This is a genomic window from Mesobacillus sp. MER 48 (assembly GCF_023714225.1).
Classification (GTDB): domain Bacteria; phylum Bacillota; class Bacilli; order Bacillales; family Cytobacillaceae; genus Mesobacillus; species Mesobacillus oceanisediminis_A.
In genome coordinates this window covers 41,842-57,543 of the sequence record NZ_JAMAUR010000007.1, presented here as the reverse complement: position 1 = coordinate 57,543, position 15,702 = coordinate 41,842, and the positions used below count along the sequence as shown (strand labels likewise).

At 44.3% G+C, this 15,702-nt stretch carries 16 protein-coding genes and 1 riboswitch; of the genes, 13 read left to right on the top strand and 3 right to left on the bottom strand.

Annotation, left to right across the window (positions count from 1 at the left end):
• The first annotated feature begins 9 nt into the window (after positions 1 to 9).
• The 5 genes from M3593_RS19540 to M3593_RS19520 all read left to right on the top strand — a co-directional run bounded on the left by M3593_RS19540 (position 10) and on the right by M3593_RS19520 (position 3,808).
• The gene (locus M3593_RS19540) at positions 10 to 570 is read left to right on the top strand and encodes a sugar O-acetyltransferase (RefSeq protein WP_251544551.1); all 561 of its coding nucleotides are present in this window, start codon (positions 10 to 12) and stop codon (positions 568 to 570) included.
• A gap of 115 nt (positions 571 to 685) precedes the next feature.
• Complete coding sequence (locus M3593_RS19535) at positions 686 to 859, top strand: hypothetical protein (protein ID WP_251544552.1); 174 nt, start codon at positions 686 to 688, stop codon at positions 857 to 859.
• A 397-nt stretch (positions 860 to 1,256) separates the two neighbouring features.
• Entirely contained in the window at positions 1,257 to 1,526 is a 270-nt protein-coding gene (locus tag M3593_RS19530; RefSeq protein ID WP_251544553.1) for a hypothetical protein, read from the top strand.
• The gene (locus M3593_RS19525) at positions 1,519 to 2,625 is read left to right on the top strand and encodes a flavin monoamine oxidase family protein (RefSeq protein ID WP_251544554.1); all 1,107 of its coding nucleotides are present in this window, start codon (positions 1,519 to 1,521) and stop codon (positions 2,623 to 2,625) included. Before M3593_RS19530 ends, M3593_RS19525 begins: the two co-directional genes overlap by 8 nt.
• A gap of 190 nt (positions 2,626 to 2,815) precedes the next feature.
• Positions 2,816 to 3,808, top strand: coding sequence for an EAL domain-containing protein (locus M3593_RS19520; protein WP_251544555.1), 993 nt, complete (start codon positions 2,816 to 2,818; stop codon positions 3,806 to 3,808).
• 38 nt (positions 3,809 to 3,846) lie between these two features.
• On the opposite strand, the gene M3593_RS19515 is transcribed toward M3593_RS19520, so the two are convergent.
• The 3 genes from M3593_RS19515 to M3593_RS19505 form a co-directional block, all read right to left on the bottom strand.
• On the bottom strand, positions 3,847 to 4,059 hold the full coding sequence (locus M3593_RS19515; protein ID WP_144480296.1) for a hypothetical protein: 213 nt from the start codon (positions 4,057 to 4,059) through the stop codon (positions 3,847 to 3,849).
• Positions 4,060 to 4,157: 98 nt separating this feature from the next.
• Complete coding sequence (locus M3593_RS19510) at positions 4,158 to 5,465, bottom strand: MFS transporter (RefSeq protein ID WP_251544556.1); 1,308 nt, start codon at positions 5,463 to 5,465, stop codon at positions 4,158 to 4,160.
• 490 nt (positions 5,466 to 5,955) lie between these two features.
• Positions 5,956 to 6,897: a DMT family transporter gene (locus tag M3593_RS19505; protein WP_483308934.1), complete on the bottom strand. Its 942-nt coding sequence runs from the start codon at positions 6,895 to 6,897 to the stop codon at positions 5,956 to 5,958.
• A 211-nt stretch (positions 6,898 to 7,108) separates the two neighbouring features.
• On the opposite strand from M3593_RS19505, the gene M3593_RS19500 reads away from it, so the two are divergent.
• The 8 genes from M3593_RS19500 (at position 7,109) to M3593_RS19465 (ending at position 15,698) form a co-directional block, all read left to right on the top strand.
• Positions 7,109 to 7,591, top strand: a complete 483-nt coding sequence (locus M3593_RS19500) for an Lrp/AsnC family transcriptional regulator (RefSeq protein WP_251544558.1) — start codon at positions 7,109 to 7,111, stop codon at positions 7,589 to 7,591.
• Positions 7,592 to 7,708: 117 nt separating this feature from the next.
• On the top strand, positions 7,709 to 8,104 hold the full coding sequence (locus tag M3593_RS19495) for a VOC family protein (protein ID WP_251544559.1): 396 nt from the start codon (positions 7,709 to 7,711) through the stop codon (positions 8,102 to 8,104).
• Between the two features lie 456 nt (positions 8,105 to 8,560).
• Positions 8,561 to 8,745, top strand: a riboswitch (cobalamin riboswitch).
• 160 nt (positions 8,746 to 8,905) lie between these two features.
• Positions 8,906 to 9,415 (top strand): acyl-CoA thioesterase, encoded by a 510-nt coding sequence (locus M3593_RS19490; protein WP_144480287.1) that lies wholly within the window; start codon positions 8,906 to 8,908, stop codon positions 9,413 to 9,415.
• Positions 9,393 to 11,615 (top strand): ribonucleoside-diphosphate reductase subunit alpha, encoded by a 2,223-nt coding sequence (locus tag M3593_RS19485; RefSeq protein WP_251544560.1) that lies wholly within the window; start codon positions 9,393 to 9,395, stop codon positions 11,613 to 11,615. Before M3593_RS19490 ends, M3593_RS19485 begins: the two co-directional genes overlap by 23 nt.
• A gap of 16 nt (positions 11,616 to 11,631) precedes the next feature.
• Positions 11,632 to 12,669: a ribonucleotide-diphosphate reductase subunit beta gene (locus M3593_RS19480; RefSeq protein ID WP_285848121.1), complete on the top strand. Its 1,038-nt coding sequence runs from the start codon at positions 11,632 to 11,634 to the stop codon at positions 12,667 to 12,669.
• Positions 12,670 to 13,000: 331 nt separating this feature from the next.
• A complete protein-coding gene (locus M3593_RS19475; RefSeq protein WP_251544561.1) occupies positions 13,001 to 14,017 on the top strand; it encodes an FUSC family protein in 1,017 nt (338 codons plus the stop codon).
• Positions 14,018 to 14,073: 56 nt separating this feature from the next.
• Positions 14,074 to 15,099 carry an XdhC family protein gene (locus M3593_RS19470; protein WP_251544562.1) on the top strand — a complete coding sequence of 342 codons (1,026 nt, stop codon included), beginning with the start codon at positions 14,074 to 14,076 and terminating at the stop codon, positions 15,097 to 15,099.
• On the top strand, positions 15,096 to 15,698 hold the full coding sequence (locus M3593_RS19465) for an NTP transferase domain-containing protein (protein ID WP_144480277.1): 603 nt from the start codon (positions 15,096 to 15,098) through the stop codon (positions 15,696 to 15,698). Before M3593_RS19470 ends, M3593_RS19465 begins: the two co-directional genes overlap by 4 nt.
• Positions 15,699 to 15,702 lie beyond the last annotated feature (4 nt).

Below are 15,702 nucleotides of genomic sequence, written 5' to 3'. Positions count from 1 at the left end.
TCATATAAAATGAAAACGGAAAAAGAGAAGATGGTGGCCGGGGAAATGTACAACCCTGCTGACCCGGTATTGGTAAAAGATCGTGAGGAAGCCAGACGCAAAGTCAGGATCTATAATCAAACACTGGAAACGGAAGGCGAAAAACGAACACAGTTACTAAAGGAATTGCTAGGTTCTACGGGAGACGCTGTTTTTATGGAGCCGAATATCCGATTTGATTATGGCTATAACACACATGTAGGAGAAAATTTTTATGCCAATTTTGACTGTACCATCCTCGATGTGAGTGAAGTCCGCTTTGGCGATAATTGTATGCTCGCCCCTGGCGTGCAAATCTATACGGCCACACATCCGCTCCATCCGAAGGAACGTAACTCTGGCAGGGAATATGCGAAGCCAATCACGATTGGAAACAATGTATGGATTGGCGGGGGTGCCATCATCAATCCAGGAGTTACCGTAGGAGACAATGTGGTGATTGCATCAGGAGCGGTCGTGACGAAGGACGTCCCGGATAATGTCGTCGTTGGCGGCAACCCGGCTAAAGTGATTAAACGGATTGAGTTGTAAGTCGGAAGGTTTTGAAGTTGAAGTGTTGTGGGGGAGATTATGCTTTTTTTCGGACAAGGCTAAATGCCCGAACTTGGGGCTATTTCGGACAAAATCATCGTGAAGAGCTCGTGAAATGTCCGAACCTGGTCTGACTTCGGACAGATTCACGGTAAGAGCGGGAGAAATGTCCGAACCAGGTTCACCTTCGGACAAGATCATCAGTAAGAGCAGGAGAAATGTTCGAACCTGGTCTGACTTCGGACAAAGTCATCGTGAAGAGCTCGTGAAATGTCCGAACCTGATCTAACTTCGGACAAAGTCATCGGGAAGAGCTCGTGAAATGTCCGAACCTGGTCTGACTTCGGACAAAGTCATCGGTAAGAGCTACAGAAATGTCCGAACCTGGTCTGACTTCGGACAAAGTCATCGGTAAGAGCCGGAGAAATGTCCGAACCTGGTCTGACTTCGGACAAAATCATCGTAGAGAGTTCGTGAAATGTCCGAACCTGGTCTGACTTCGGACAAAGTCATCGGTAAGAGCCTGAGAAATGTCCGAACCTGGGTCAACTTCGGACAAAATCAGTATGGAAAGCCGGAGAAATGTCTGAACTTGGGTCAACTTCGGACAAAATCAGTGTGGAAAGCCGGAGAAATGTCTGAACCGGGGTCAACTTCAGACAAAATCAACGGAAAGAGCCGGAGAAATGTCCGAACCTGGTCTGACTTCGGACAAAATCATCGTAAAGAGCTCGTGGAATGTCCGAACCTGGTCTGACTTCGGACAAAGTCATCAAGAAAAGCCGGAGAAATGTCCAACCCGGGTCAACTTCGGACAAAGTCAACGGGAAGAGCCGGAGAAACGTCCGAACCTGGGTCAACTTCGGACAAAATCAACGTTAAGAGCGGGAGAAATTTCCGAATCTGTACCCGAATCTGAACAAGTGTTAATTACTGGAGGGAACAACTATGAATGAACCGGTCGTCATTGTCGGAGCGGGTCTGGCAGGGCTTCGTGCTGCTGCTTTGCTTCAGGCAAATGGAATCAGCTGCCGGGTGTTGGTGGCGCGTGATCGAATTGGAGGCAGGGTTTTGAGCATGGAGGCCCAGGACATGCCGGAGCTTGGCAAGTTTGATCTGGGTCCTACCTGGTTCTGGCCGGATCATGAACCTGTCATCACTAATTTGGTCAAAGAACTTGGGTTGTCCACTATTGAACAGCATACCTCGGGCGCAATGCTTTATGAGCAATCGAAAACTGGCCCCATCCAGCGGCATGTTTTGCCAGAAGGTGCTGTTGAGAGGTCTGTGCGTCTGGCTGGCGGTATCCAATCCCTTATTGATGCCATCGCATCCACGCTTCCTTCGGGCACGATCGAGCTGAATACACGGGTTACGGCTATCCAACTCGATGATCAAGTGACAATCGAAGCGGAAGAACTTACAGGGAAAAAGAAGAGCATTCATGCTGGAGCGGTAATCCTGGCATTGCCGCCTCGGATCATCGCTGAAAGGATCGACTTTTCACCTTCTCTTCCAGATGGAATTTTAGCGAGCATGAAAGACAAGCCAACATGGATGGCGGGCCAGGCCAAAGCGGTTGCGATTTATGACCGTCCATTCTGGAGGGAAGACGGTCTTTCCGGCCAGGTCACCAGCTGGTCTGGTCCTTTGCAGGAGATCCATGATGCATCGCCAGAAACAGGGTACGGCGCACTTTTTGGCTTTTTCGGCATTCCGGCAAAAATCCGGCAAGAACTTGGTGAAGAACACTTACATTATCTTGTCATTGACCAATTGACACGGCTTTTTGGCCCTTCGGCTGAAAAACCGATGGCTTTCCTGTATAAAGATTGGGCAGGTGATCCTCAAACAGCAGTGGAACAAGATCTTCCTCCGTTGACCAGCTTTCCGGACTATGGCCTCCCGGCAGGAATGAGTTCGTGGGGCAAGAGGGTTATTTTTGCAGGTACTGAGACAGCGCCTGGTCATGGCGGGCATCTTGAAGGAGCTCTTTTGTCAGCGGAGCGAGCGGCATCTGTTTTGATGAAACTGGTTGATGAGAATAAACTGTAACGATAGATATAAAACGAAAGCGTGCCTTTTCCGATAAAACGGATGAGGCGCTTTTTTGTTTGCGCAACTGTAGTTAGTGGAACAGGACCATGCCTCAGCAGAAATCTGGTTTAATGTAACTATTAAATTTACCTATTATTAACACAGTGATATAGTAAGAATTACCTAACTTGAGAGGACGCTATATACTATGAGTTGCAATGCGTGTGTGGTTGGAAATTTACAGTTTGAGATAAGGGTAGAAGGGGAGCAGAATGTTACCATTTTTCCTGAAGTGGTTCGTCACATGGAGCGTAACGGTGAACTGGTGCGGTCGGAAGGTGGTTCACTGGTTGTTAGCGAAGCAGGGATGAGCGATTTCCTTGATTTTTGCCATGATCATATGGAGCCGGGCAAGGTGTTTTTTCGGCTGGATGAAGAAAAATGGAGGCTTCTCTCGGAAGCAGAAGAAATCCTCGAAAGTGAATGGATCGACGAGGTTATCCGAAAAGAGCTGGTTACTTGCCATGCCCAACCGATAGTTGATGCTGGAGGCAAGGTTTACGCCCATGAAATGCTGGCCAGATTTTACCGAGAGGATGGTTCGGTGATTTATCCTGGTGCAATTTTCAGAGCTGCCAAAAAGCGTGACCGGTTGTATGCTCTTGATCGGATTTGCCGGATGGCCGCCGTCAGGGCAGCCTCATTTACGGATAAGAAGGCGTTCATCAATTTTATTCCGACATCGATTTATTCTCCTGAATTCTGCCTGAAGTCGACGACGATGCTGGCTGACCGACTGGGAGTCGATCCGGGACGGCTTGTCTTTGAAGTCGTTGAAACAGAAAATGTCGAGGATACGGATCATCTGAAAAGAATCCTCACTTTTTACAAAGAAAAAGGTTTCCGTTACGCGCTTGATGATGTGGGTGAAGGGTACAGCACATTGGAGCTGCTTTCCGACCTGCAGCCGCATTATATGAAACTAGATATGAAGTATGTACAGGGAGTGGCTGCAAATCTTCAAAAGCAGCGGACTGCTTCTGCATTCTTAACTGAAGCGAAGAAACTGGGATCTGTTCCGCTTGCGGAAGGAATTGAATCTGCGGAAGATTTTGAGTGGCTAAAGGAAAAAGGATATCAGCTGTTCCAGGGGTACTTTTTTGGCAAACCTGCGCCAATTGAAAAATCAGCAGAAGAATAATAAAGAAAAGAAACCGTGCAAAATACGGTTTCTTTTTGCTATATATCATCGGCATAATGCATGGAGCGTTTTGCTTCCAACATCTCTTTCATTTCATTTATTGCTTCTGTCAGGAGAGCAATGTCTTTAAGAATTTGCTGTTTGATGAATGTGTCGGCACTTGACTGATATTCAATTTTCAGTTGGATCAGTTCCCTTTGGAATAGAAAAAGTGTTAGCAGCTTAATCTCCCCCTTTGGAAAAATAATCATCCTCTCTATCTGTATAGTTCTATATACCCAAGTTTCTTAGTTTTAAAACATAAAATATGGTAAAAAGCCTCCCCGCATTATGGGAGAGGCTTTCAAATTTACGCTGTTGTCTTTTGTGCTTCAAATACGGCCACAGATTCTTTCCTCTGGTAGTAGTACCAGTTGAGGACGATTGAAATCACATAGAAGCCGATGAAGATGGAGAATGCTGGTACATATCCTCCGGAAATTTTTACGGACCAGCCGAACAGCTTTGGAATCAGGAAGGATCCGTACGCTGCGAATGCTGCCGTAAAGCCGAGTACTGGAGCCGCTTCTTTCGGAATAAAGATTCCAGGAATCATCTGGAATGTTGAACCAGAACCGATGCCAGAAGCGATGAACAGAACCATGAATGAAGCCAGGAAGCCGCCGAATTGCTTCGTGCCAAGGAAGTAAATGACGCTTCCAGCACCAGCCATCATCACAACAAGGACGATGGATGTCAGCTTGGCTCCGCCCATCTTATCAGCCATCCATCCGCCGATAGGGCGTGCACCTGCAGCAAGGAAGGCGCCAAGGAAGGCAAGTGAGATATATTCAGGGAACTGTGTTTTCAATAAAAGCGGGAATGCCGCTGAGTAACCGATGAAAGATCCGAATGTTGCAACGTAAAGCCATGTCATGATCCAAGTGTGCTTTCTTTTTACAATGACGAATTGATCAGCGAATGATTGCTTTGTGCCAGGCAGGTTATCCATGCCGAACCATGCAGCGATTGTGACGATGGCGATTGGGATCAGCCAGATGAATGCTGCGTTTTGAAGCCATACTTCCTGACCGTTAGACAATTTCTGTCCATCACCAGCGATGAAAGCGAATGTTCCAGTTGTAATGATTAATGGTGTTACGAATTGAACGACAGATACACCCATGTTGCCTAAACCGCCATTGATGCCGAGCGCAGTTCCACGTGCTTTTTTCGGGAAAAAGAAACTGATGTTGGATGAAGAACTTGAAAAGTTACCGCCACCCAGGCCGCACAGTGCAGCGAGTAAAAGCATCACTGAGTAAGGTGTGTCAGGATTCTGCACCGCGAAGCCGATGCCGACAGCCGGAATTGCGAGCACTGCAGTTGTCAGGACTGTCCAGTTGCGTCCGCCCATCATTCCTACTCCAAATGTGTACACAAAGCGCAGCGTGGCACCAACAAGACCAGGCATGGCTGCCAATGCGAAAAGCTGTTGATCAGTAAAATTAAAACCAATATCATTAAGGCGAATTGCAACCACAGACCAGATTTGCCAGACAATGAATGCGAGCATCAAGGAAGGTACCGAAATCCATAAGTTACGTTGGGCATGTTTTTTTCCTTCAGATTGCCAGAAACGATCGTCTTCAGGGTTCCATGTATTTATGCGAGCCATTTTAATTCCTCCATATGTGATATGAGTGTTTACAAGATTAATAAACCATTTATATCACACATCAGTTGTGACGAACCTCACATCTGGAGACACCATCACAATTCTGTCAAAAAGTCTTGAACAAATTTTGACAAGGAGCAGTGTAAGTCTGAGGGAAAACACCTATAGGAGTGTTTGGGCATGGGGAGTCTATTTTGATTTATGGCGCTCAAACGGATGAATTTACATGGAGAAAACATAAAAAGTGTGCGATTACATGACAACGAGATCGAGATTAGCCTCGAATAGAGGCAAAAAGCATGTCGGGGCGCCGGTTATTGGCGAAAATTCCAATATATCGACCACATTTTAAAATATATCAGCGGATTTTTGATTTTATCGACCACATTTAAGATTATATCGACCACATTTCGCAATATATCGACCAACTCATTATGGAATCCAGAAACATAAAAAAGCCTTATCCGGTTATGGATAAGGCTGTTCTTTGTTAATTTCTTTGCTTGATTGGCTCTCCAGCTAAAATAGGTCTAGAAATTGCCAGCTGCTTTTCTTTTAAAGGAGCAGGCTTGTTTTTCAAAAAGGTAAATAAGAAGCAGCCTGCGATGACGATGATACTGCCGGCGCCTTGGGTCCATGTCATTTTCTCACCCAAAAAAGCAAAGGCTAAAACAGCTGTGAATACTGGGTTGAAATTCAGAAACAGCCCGGCGGTACTTGGGCCGAGTTTATTTACCCCGATATTCCATAGGACCATGCAAAGGACTGTGGAGATCAGGCCTGTATATAAAATAGATTGGATGAATGATGCATTTACGTTTGTGACTGTGAAATCTGAAATCGTAAAAGGCAGAAGGACCAGCAAACCGAAAATGCCAGAATAAAGGATGGACATCATCGGTGTAACGGATGCCATCGCCCATTTGCTAAAGACCGAATACATTCCCCACATGCCCACTGCTGCCAGCATATAGAGATCCCCAGTGTTGACCTTCAAGGCAAACAATGACTCGAAATTTCCTTTTGAAAGAACAAGCAAAACGCCAAATAATGAGACGACCATTGAAAGGACCTGAAGAGAGTTTATTTTTTCCTTTAGAAAAAAGAAAGAGAATGCAGCAATTGAAAACATGTTTAACGTCGAGATTAAACCGACGTTGGTAGCCGACGTCTTTTCCAGGGCCATAAATTGCAATGCCTGAAACAAGGCCACGCCAGTGACACCCATCAAAAATAACGGGAGGATCGATTCCTTTGGAGGAATCAGCTTTTTTTCTATCCGCCAGATAAGAGGAATCAGGAAGATGATTGCAATAGCCCATCTTAGGATGGTCAGGGTGGCAGGGGAAGCATGCTCAACCAGCGTTTTTCCCACGATAAAATTACCGCCCCAAAGAAAGCTGGTCAGTAGCAATAAGATATAATATTTCACGTCATTTAGCTCCCCTTCTAAAAGAGCCATTGTGCACAATGACATTGTTCATATGAATTATTTTAACATTCTAGTTAAAAAACATAATGATATTTTGTATAATTTATATTATTTGAAATAAATGAAAGTAATATAGATTTTTAGTTTAAAAAATTCATTTTCGAATAGTGGTTAGATCTGTTTTTTGAATAATTGAAAAGGGTGATGAGTCATGGAGTCGATTGTCAGCAAAGTTTTGGACAATGTGGATATTAGAATTTTGGATTTACTGCAAAAGGATGCACAGCTAAGCAATCTTGAACTGTCAAAGCGTGTGAATTTATCGGCACCGGCGGTTCATGCAAGAATCAAGAGATTGGAGTCTGAAGGATATATCAAAAAGCAGGTCGCGATTTTAAATCATGAGAAGCTTGGTTTTGATTTGCTATGCTTTGTATTTATAAGCACCAATATGCACCAGGCTGAAATGCTCGCATCACTGGAAGGTTCATTGGAAGCAATGAAGGAAGTCCTCGAGTGTCATTGCTTATCAGGCGAGTATGATTATCTGCTAAAGGTTGCCTGCAAGGATCGCAAAGGCCTGGAGATATTTATTAGAAATCTGAATGAGCTGGGGGTCACCAGGATACAAACAAGCCTTGCTTTGAGGGAAATTAAGGATTCTACCGTTTTGCCAATACATGGTGATGAATAAAGAGTTAGATTTTTTAAAATATTGAATATATTTGTTTGGATATCCTATAATAAAGGGAGATAAGTTTGTCCTCACGATATACATAAATAGCATCTAATTTTTATTCAGGAGGTTATCATGGGTAGATTAGTTCATTTTGAAATTCATGTGAGTGATATGGATCGGGCTAAGAAGTTTTATGGAGAGGTATTCGGATGGTCATTTCAAGATTGGAGTGAATATGCAGGAATGCCATACTTCGGTGCTGTGACTGGCGATGAAAAAGAGCCTGGAATCAATGGTGCATTAATGCAGCGGCAGAGTGCTCCTCCAGAAGCTAACCAAGCATTAAATGGATTTGCATGCACAATGGGAGTAGAAAACTATGATGAAACTGAAGCGAAAATTCTCGAAAACGGCGGCAATGTGTCAATACCGAAATATGCCCTCCCTGGAATGGCGTGGCAAGGATATTATAACGATACTGAAGGAAATGTCTTCGGAATTCATCAGCCTGATGAGAATGCGAAATAGAATCTTTGGTAGGTGAACAATATCCGAGATGATTGAATAAGTGCGCTCGAGGCATGGCCAAAACTTAAATCCACAAAAGACTTCTTCTTGTGGATTTTTTTTGTGCCCGTAATGTTTAATCAAACGTTTGATTAAATTTATTGATAATAAGCGAATTCAGGTTGAGCGTGGCCGGCCCCCATGGGATTCTCCGCTTGCGGGGTTATGTTCCAAGCATCAGCGTTTCAATTTATTGGCGAAAATTTAATTATATCGGCCACATTTCCAAATATATCAGCGGATTTTTGATTTTATCGACCACATTTAAAGATTTATCGACCACATTTCGCAATATATCGACCACACTCATAATTGGCGTGCTGTTATGAAAATAGTTGAAAAACCCTCAGAGATGATTTACTATCAATTCATAACACGATATATTGTGTTGGAAAGAGATTAATATAACTAAATATTGAAATTGCCGGTAAGTATGGTGTCTGAACAAGACTTAATAGGGAATCTGGTGAAAGTCCAGAACTGTTCCCGCAACTGTAAGTGCTGACGAAATAAGGATGAACCACTGTCTTAAAAATGGATGGGAAGGCCTTAAAGTAGGGTGAAGCACAAGTCAGGAGACCTGCCATATTTATGCGTGTTATCTTCTTCGGGAATTGGGAAGGTATTACGGGGATAAATTGATAGGCTCATGTAATTTTGCAGATACATATGAGGTGTTAATTGATCAACGTTACTTAAACCCATCTTTCGAGATGGGTTTTTCTCATTTTCAGGGAGCATTTTTCAAACAGGAGGTCAGGAATGGAAGGATTATCTACAAATGTGTCCAGGACTTTGCAGAACCGGCTGGTTTTGCCTCCGGACACGAATCATCTTGGAACGATTTTTGGCGGCACCGTGTTGTCCTATATTGATGAAATCGCAGCGATTGCAGCGATGAAGCACAGCAGGATGGCAGTTGTTACGGCTTCGATTGACTCAGTGAATTTCCTGTCATCGGCAGTAGTGGGCGATATCTTAACGCTTGAAGCTGTGGTGATTTCAACAGGGAGGACGTCGATGGAAGTGTTCGTGAAAGTGGAAAGCGAGAACTTGAATACGCGTAAAAAGACTTTGACGACCACCTCGATTTTAACCATGGTGGCAAAGGATGAAAAAGGTGTGCCCGTTCCGGTCGCCGGGGTCATTCCGGAAAGTATTGAGGAATGGGAGCTGTTCAACACGGCGGACATGAGAAGGCAGCATAGGCTGGAAAAGAAAAAAAGTAAACAAGCAGGAGGAGTCATCGATGAAAATTCAAGTAAAGGATGATCATGCAGCCAAACGGATTGCAGAAATTGAACAATCGTTCCCTCAATTAAATTTTTCACCATTCAAAGAAAAGGTCGACCAGGTCCTTGAAGCCAAGAATATGACAGACGATCAACTCGAGAACATGTTAATTTTGACAGCAGTCGAACGAATCGGCCGTATTGAACCTGACTGGACCTATGTGGCAGCACGCTTTTACTTGAAGAAATTGTACAAGCTTAGTGCAGGCTTTCGGGAAGGAGTTGGTTATGGATCCTTCTATGATTTAATCAATAGACTGATAGGAATCGGGATTTATGATAGCCGAATAGTAAAGGCTTATTCCCAGGAAGAAATCGAATATCTTGAAAAAGTGATCGATCCCGAGAGAGACAAATTATTTACCTACATAGGGCTTGCCACGATGGCGGAAAGGTATCTTGCACGCACTCAAAAAGGCGATTTTGCGGAGCTGCCGCAGGAGAGATTCATGATCATCGCGATGACCTTGCTGGCAGAAGAACCGATGGAAAAGCGGCTTGGATTGGTAGAGGAGGCATACTGGGCGCTGTCCAATCTCTATATGACCGTAGCAACACCGACACTTGCGAATGCTGGCAAAAGCTATGGCCAGCTGTCGAGCTGCTTTATTGATACGGTAGCGGATGATTTAAGAAGCATCTATGATTCCAACACGGATATCTCAACCTTGAGCAAGAATGGCGGCGGCATAGGCGTGTACTTGGGAAAAATCAGAAGCCGCGGCAGTGATATCAAAGGTTTCAAAGGGATCAGTTCCGGAGTGATCCCGTGGATGAAACAGTTGAATAACACCGCGGTTTCGGTTGATCAATTAGGGCAGCGCCAGGGTGCGATTGCTGTTTACCTTGATGTCTGGCATAAAGATATCTTCCCGTTCCTTGATGCAAAGCTGAACAATGGAGACGAGCGCCAGCGGACCCATGACATATTCACAGGCATTTGCATTCCTGATTTATTTATGGAACAGGTAGAAAAGCGGGGCGACTGGTATCTGTTTGATCCACATGAAGTAAGGCGGGTAATGGGATTTTCGCTTGAAGATCATTTTGATGAGGAAAAGGGTGCAGGTTCATTCCGGGAAAAGTATTGGGCATGCGTCATTCATCCAGGGTTGTCACGTGAAGTGGTGCCGGCAATTGAAATCTTTAAATCGATCATGGTCTCTCAGCTAGAAACCGGCACGCCTTACATGTTTTACAGGGACCAGGTCAACAGGCTGAATGCCAACCACCATAAAGGGATGGTTTACTGCAGCAACCTATGCACGGAAATCACCCAGAACATGAGCCCAACTCTCCTTGAAGAAGAAACAATCGAGGACGGAAGAATTTTAATTTATAAAAAGCCTGGTGATTTTGTCGTCTGCAACCTGTCCTCGATTTCCCTTGCCAAAAGTGTAATGGATGATGTACTTGAACGAGTGATCAATATTCAAGTCAGGATGCTGGATAATGTCATCGATATCAATGAAATCCCTGTGCTGCAGGCACAAATAACCAACAAGAATTATCGGGGAATCGGTCTTGGAACATTCGGCTGGCACCATCTTCTGGCTCTGAAAGGAATCAAATGGGAAAGCGAAGAGGCGGCAGAATATTGTGATGCCCTCTATGAAGAGATTGCCTGCTTAACCATCAGCGCAAGCCTTGAGCTGGCAAAAGAAAAAGGGGCATATCCTTATTTTGAAGGTTCCGATTGGTCGACAGGACAGTTTTTCGAGAAGAGACAGTACAATGGTGAAAGATGGGATGCTTTAGCCGAAGAGGTAAAGCAGAATGGCATCCGGAACGGTTACCTGATGGCGGTGGCACCTAACTCTTCAACATCGATTCTGGCGGGTTCGACAGCAAGTATTGATCCAATTTTCAGGCTCGAATATTCTGAGGAAAAGAAAGATTACAAGATTCCAGTGACTGCACCTGATCTATCAGCAGAAACAATGTGGTTTTACAAGACGGCCTACAATGTTGACCAGCATTGGAGCATCAAACAGAATGCGCGGCGCCAGCGCCATATCGACCAATCCATTTCATTTAATTTTTATGTGAAAAATACCATCAAGGCAAAAGCGCTGCTGGACCTGCATATGGATGCCTGGAAATCAGGGCTGAAGACGACATATTATGTCCGCTCCACGTCGAGCAGTGATTTTGATGAATGTGAAAGCTGCCATAGCTAAGGGAGGAGGGAAAATCATGACCCAATTAAAGAAAAGATCACTTGTAGATGTTGGGGCACCGAATGCTTCGACAGGGATTATAAATGGGCAAAGTTCAAATATCCTGAATTGGGATGATGTCCGCTTTCCATGGGCATATCCAAAATACAAGCGAATGCTGGGGAATTTCTGGACCCCTTTTGAGATCAATATGTCAAAGGATATCAAGCAATTTTCCCAGCTGTCTGAAAAGGAAAGGGACGCCTTTTTAAAAATAATTGGGCTTCTGGCCCTCCTTGACAGCATTCAGACAGACTATGCCGGCAAGGTGGCTGATTACCTGACCGACTCTAGTCTAAATGCGCTGATGATCATCCTGGCGCAGCAGGAAGTGATCCATAATCATTCCTACAGCTATGTGCTGTCAAGCATCGTATCCAAATCGAAACAAGAGGAAGTCTTCGACTATTGGAGGACAGAACCAATCCTGCGCAAGCGGAATGAGTTTATAACAGATGGGTATAAGGATTTTGCTGAAAATCCTGATGTCGAGAATCTGCTGCATTCCATCGTTTATGACGTCATCCTTGAAGGCCTGTTCTTCTACTCGGGATTCGCCTTCTTTTATAATCTGGCGCGGAATCAGAAAATGGTCGGCACCAGCACGATGATCAACTACATCAACCGTGATGAACAGCTCCATGTAGGATTATTTGAGAAGATTTTCAAAGAGATTCTCCGTGAAAACCCTAAGTATGACTCACAATCATTGAGGGAGTTTGGGACTGCAGCCTTCCGGGAAGCTGCCCGGCTGGAGATTGAATGGGCTGAATATATTATCGGCAACAATATCGATGGCCTGCTGATGTCAGACGTGGAGGCCTATATAAAATTCATGGCCAACAAACGGGCAGAACAGCTGGGATTTGCAGCGCCATTCGAAGGTCATCGCACCAATCCGCTAAGATGGATCATCGCTTATCAGGAGGTAGACCTTGGCAAGACCGATTTCTTTGAGCAAAAATCAAGACAGTACACGAAAACATCGGATGAGAATGGGTTTGATGAGCTTTAGAGGTGGCTATTGGTCCTGGTATCTAGTGCATATGATAAAGCCTTTAGCTTCGAACTGGCTATTATTCCGAGTTTTGGCCGAAAACGCAATGACCTTGGAAAATTACCAGAAATATATTTTACGGAAAAAGCCATGATTCTGATCATGGCTTTTTTGTGCCCATGACTCATGATGCTGGCATCTGGGTGACGAAAAATGACGAGCTGATTTTCGAAAAGTTTTCCACTTGTTAAATGAAATTTCAAATTGATAAGAAAGTGACTTTCCTCCTCTGTATAAGAACCTATGGAAAATAGAAAAATAACGGAAAAACGAATGAGAGAATGATGGCATGCAACTAAAAGAATTAGAAAATAAAACCGTTTTGATTTGGAAAATGGCTATTGCCTCGGCAATTTCCTGGGAGGTAGCCAAGCTGGTTGGCTCAGATCACCCTTACCTGGCGCCGCTTTCCGTTGTTTTATGCTTACAGACGACCGTCTATCAATCGATCTTTTTTTCGATTCACCGTGTTATCGGGACAGTGATTGGTGTCATAACAACCGTATACCTTGTCAGCCGTTTAAGCATGAATGGCTGGATGCTGGGGCTATTGATGTTAGGTGGGACATTCATCGCAAAATGGCTGAGGCGTGATGAAACGGTATTGCATCAGGTAGCCCTCACGATTTTATTTATTTTCGTTTTTGAACGGAATTCAAAGGATTATGCGATGGACCGGATTGTAGATACCATTGTTGGGGCAGTGATTGCTTTATTGATTCACATGTTTTTCTATCCTCCGGATTACACAAAACAGGCAGCTGCGTCCGTTGGAAGACTGACACGGCAGATATCAGACATATTTGCGGAAGTTTCGCACTGGATTGAATTTGAATGGGGACAGGGGAAATCGACTGAAGTCGAGAACAGCATAAACCAATTCCAGCAAGAGCTAAGCACCGCCAAGACCTTGTTGAAGAGCGCCTCCAAAAGCCTGAAGTTCATTCCTTTTGGAAAAAAGCATAAATTCAACATTTCCAGATGCCAATCAGAAATGAAAAAGCTAGAGAAAGCACATACCTATCTATCTACAGTCACCGGTACTTTTAAAAATTGGGAGAAAGAGCTCCTTTTAATGCCTGAAGAGCAAGCGGATATGGGAAGGCAAATAAAGAATTTCAGCAAGCATTTCAAGAATCTTGGGAATTCCCTTCAAATTGAGGCGGATAAGTGGGACAAAACAGAACAAGCAACCCTGTATAATGTGCTTAATTCCGAATTGCAGGCATTACCGCAGGTTTCCCACGAGGGATTTAAGGGATCATTCTATGTCGCAACCAGGAATTTCTTAAAAGAATTAATATAAAATTTTGTGATGCAGAATATTCATATAGAGATGTGTATATAAAGTGGGGGGAACTCGTGGAGGATCTATATCGGATTTTGGAAACAATCGGTTGTTCCGATCAACAGCCTATGGTGCTCGCGACTATTATTCTTGTAAAAGGGTCCGCCTATAAGAAGGAAGGATCCATGATGCTGATACTGAATCACGATCGGACAGTAGGAACATTGTCAGCAGGCTGCCTGGAAGAGGATCTTAATGAAAGAGCGAAACAAGTCTGGTGTGAACAGCAATCATGTACAGTTGAATATGATTTGAGCGCTGAAGACGATTTGTCATGGGGGCAGGGAGCAGGCTGCAATGGGGTGATCACGGTTTTATTGGAGCCTGTGGCAGGAGAATTGCGGCAAAACCTTCTGTTGTTGAAAAATAAACTGGAGGAAAAACAGAAAGTAGCCAGAATCATCCGCTTCACAAAAAGCCTCGATCAACTGGAAGACTCCTTTTTGGTTGAAGACGGATCAAGCTTCGGTATCGGCGAGTTTTTTGAAGCCATTGATGAAGGAGTCCATCCTTACGATCTGAAAAAAGGCTTAATTAGGAGCAAGCATGACTCCGATTTATTTTTCATTCATGAAATCGCCCCGAAGCCGCTGTTGTATGTCTTTGGGGCAGGAAAGGATGCGAGGCCTCTAGTTTCATTGGCGTCATGGAGTGGTTTTGAAGTTTATGTGATTGATTGGCGCCCTGCCTTTTGCCACCACGGCAATTTTCCGGAGGCAAAGGAACTTATTGTAGGGCATCCGGAAGAAGTGATGAAAAACCTCAATGTTACTGAAAAGGATTTTGTGGTGGTGATGACCCATCAATTCCAAAAAGATCAATATATCCTTTCGCGATTGCTGAATAAACCGTTGTTTTATTTAGGAGTGTTAGGTTCCCGGAAACGTACTCAGCGACTATTAGGAAGTGAGCGTATCCCTAATCATATTTCCTCGCAAGTTGGACTTACGATCGGGGCAGATGGTCCTGAGGAAATAGCCGTCAGCATAGTGGCTGAGATAATCGAAAAAATGAGGCAAACGGGGAATGCTGATTCATGAACATTATCGGAATCTACCTGGCAGCCGGCGAAAGCAAACGAATGGGCAGGGATAAACGGTATTTGCCTTATCATCAGCTTCCTTTAGGATCCGTCGCCCTGAATGAAGCTTTGGAGTCCCATCTCGACCATACTATTGTGGTGACAAGAACAGAGGATTCGCTTGACTGGCTTAAGTGCAAAACACTACCTATAAAATGGAGCCGTATGGATTGCCTCCGTGCGAACGATGGCCAGGGATTGTCGATTCAGTGCGGACTGAAGAAAGCCATTGAGGCAAAAGCGGATGCTGTCATGATTCTTCTGGCAGACCAGCCTTTTATTAATAGAGAGGTAATAAATATTTTAATAGACTCTTATAAAAAGGAGCCTGGCTGTTTTTATATAGCGGCGGGGAAGAGGCAGATTCCTATGCCGCCGGTGTTATTTTCTTCGGAATGCTTTCCGTATCTCCAGAAATTGAAGGGGGATCAGGGAGCAAGGAAAATTCTCCGCGGGGAGCTTTTCAATAAAGGCAAAATCATTGATTTCCATGATCCGCTGCTTTTTTTTGATGTGGATACTGAAGAGGATTGCGTTATTTTGCAAGCCTTGGAATGAACCA

Excerpts from the sequence above, each read along its gene's own strand:
- M3593_RS19540 (WP_251544551.1), top strand. The coding sequence starts at position 10 with ATGAAAACGGAAAAAGAGAAGATGGTGGCCGGGGAAATGTACAACCCT.
- M3593_RS19535 (WP_251544552.1), top strand. The coding sequence starts at position 686 with ATGTCCGAACCTGGTCTGACTTCGGACAGATTCACGGTAAGAGCGGGA.
- M3593_RS19530 (WP_251544553.1), top strand. The coding sequence starts at position 1,257 with ATGTCCGAACCTGGTCTGACTTCGGACAAAATCATCGTAAAGAGCTCG.
- M3593_RS19525 (WP_251544554.1), top strand. The coding sequence starts at position 1,519 with ATGAATGAACCGGTCGTCATTGTCGGAGCGGGTCTGGCAGGGCTTCGT.
- M3593_RS19520 (WP_251544555.1), top strand. The coding sequence starts at position 2,816 with ATGAGTTGCAATGCGTGTGTGGTTGGAAATTTACAGTTTGAGATAAGG.
- M3593_RS19515 (WP_144480296.1), bottom strand. The coding sequence starts at position 4,059 with ATGATTATTTTTCCAAAGGGGGAGATTAAGCTGCTAACACTTTTTCTA.
- M3593_RS19510 (WP_251544556.1), bottom strand. The coding sequence starts at position 5,465 with ATGGCTCGCATAAATACATGGAACCCTGAAGACGATCGTTTCTGGCAA.
- M3593_RS19500 (WP_251544558.1), top strand. The coding sequence starts at position 7,109 with ATGGAGTCGATTGTCAGCAAAGTTTTGGACAATGTGGATATTAGAATT.
- M3593_RS19495 (WP_251544559.1), top strand. The coding sequence starts at position 7,709 with ATGGGTAGATTAGTTCATTTTGAAATTCATGTGAGTGATATGGATCGG.
- M3593_RS19490 (WP_144480287.1), top strand. The coding sequence starts at position 8,906 with ATGGAAGGATTATCTACAAATGTGTCCAGGACTTTGCAGAACCGGCTG.
- M3593_RS19485 (WP_251544560.1), top strand. The coding sequence starts at position 9,393 with ATGAAAATTCAAGTAAAGGATGATCATGCAGCCAAACGGATTGCAGAA.
- M3593_RS19480 (WP_285848121.1), top strand. The coding sequence starts at position 11,632 with ATGACCCAATTAAAGAAAAGATCACTTGTAGATGTTGGGGCACCGAAT.
- M3593_RS19475 (WP_251544561.1), top strand. The coding sequence starts at position 13,001 with ATGCAACTAAAAGAATTAGAAAATAAAACCGTTTTGATTTGGAAAATG.
- M3593_RS19465 (WP_144480277.1), top strand. The coding sequence starts at position 15,096 with ATGAACATTATCGGAATCTACCTGGCAGCCGGCGAAAGCAAACGAATG.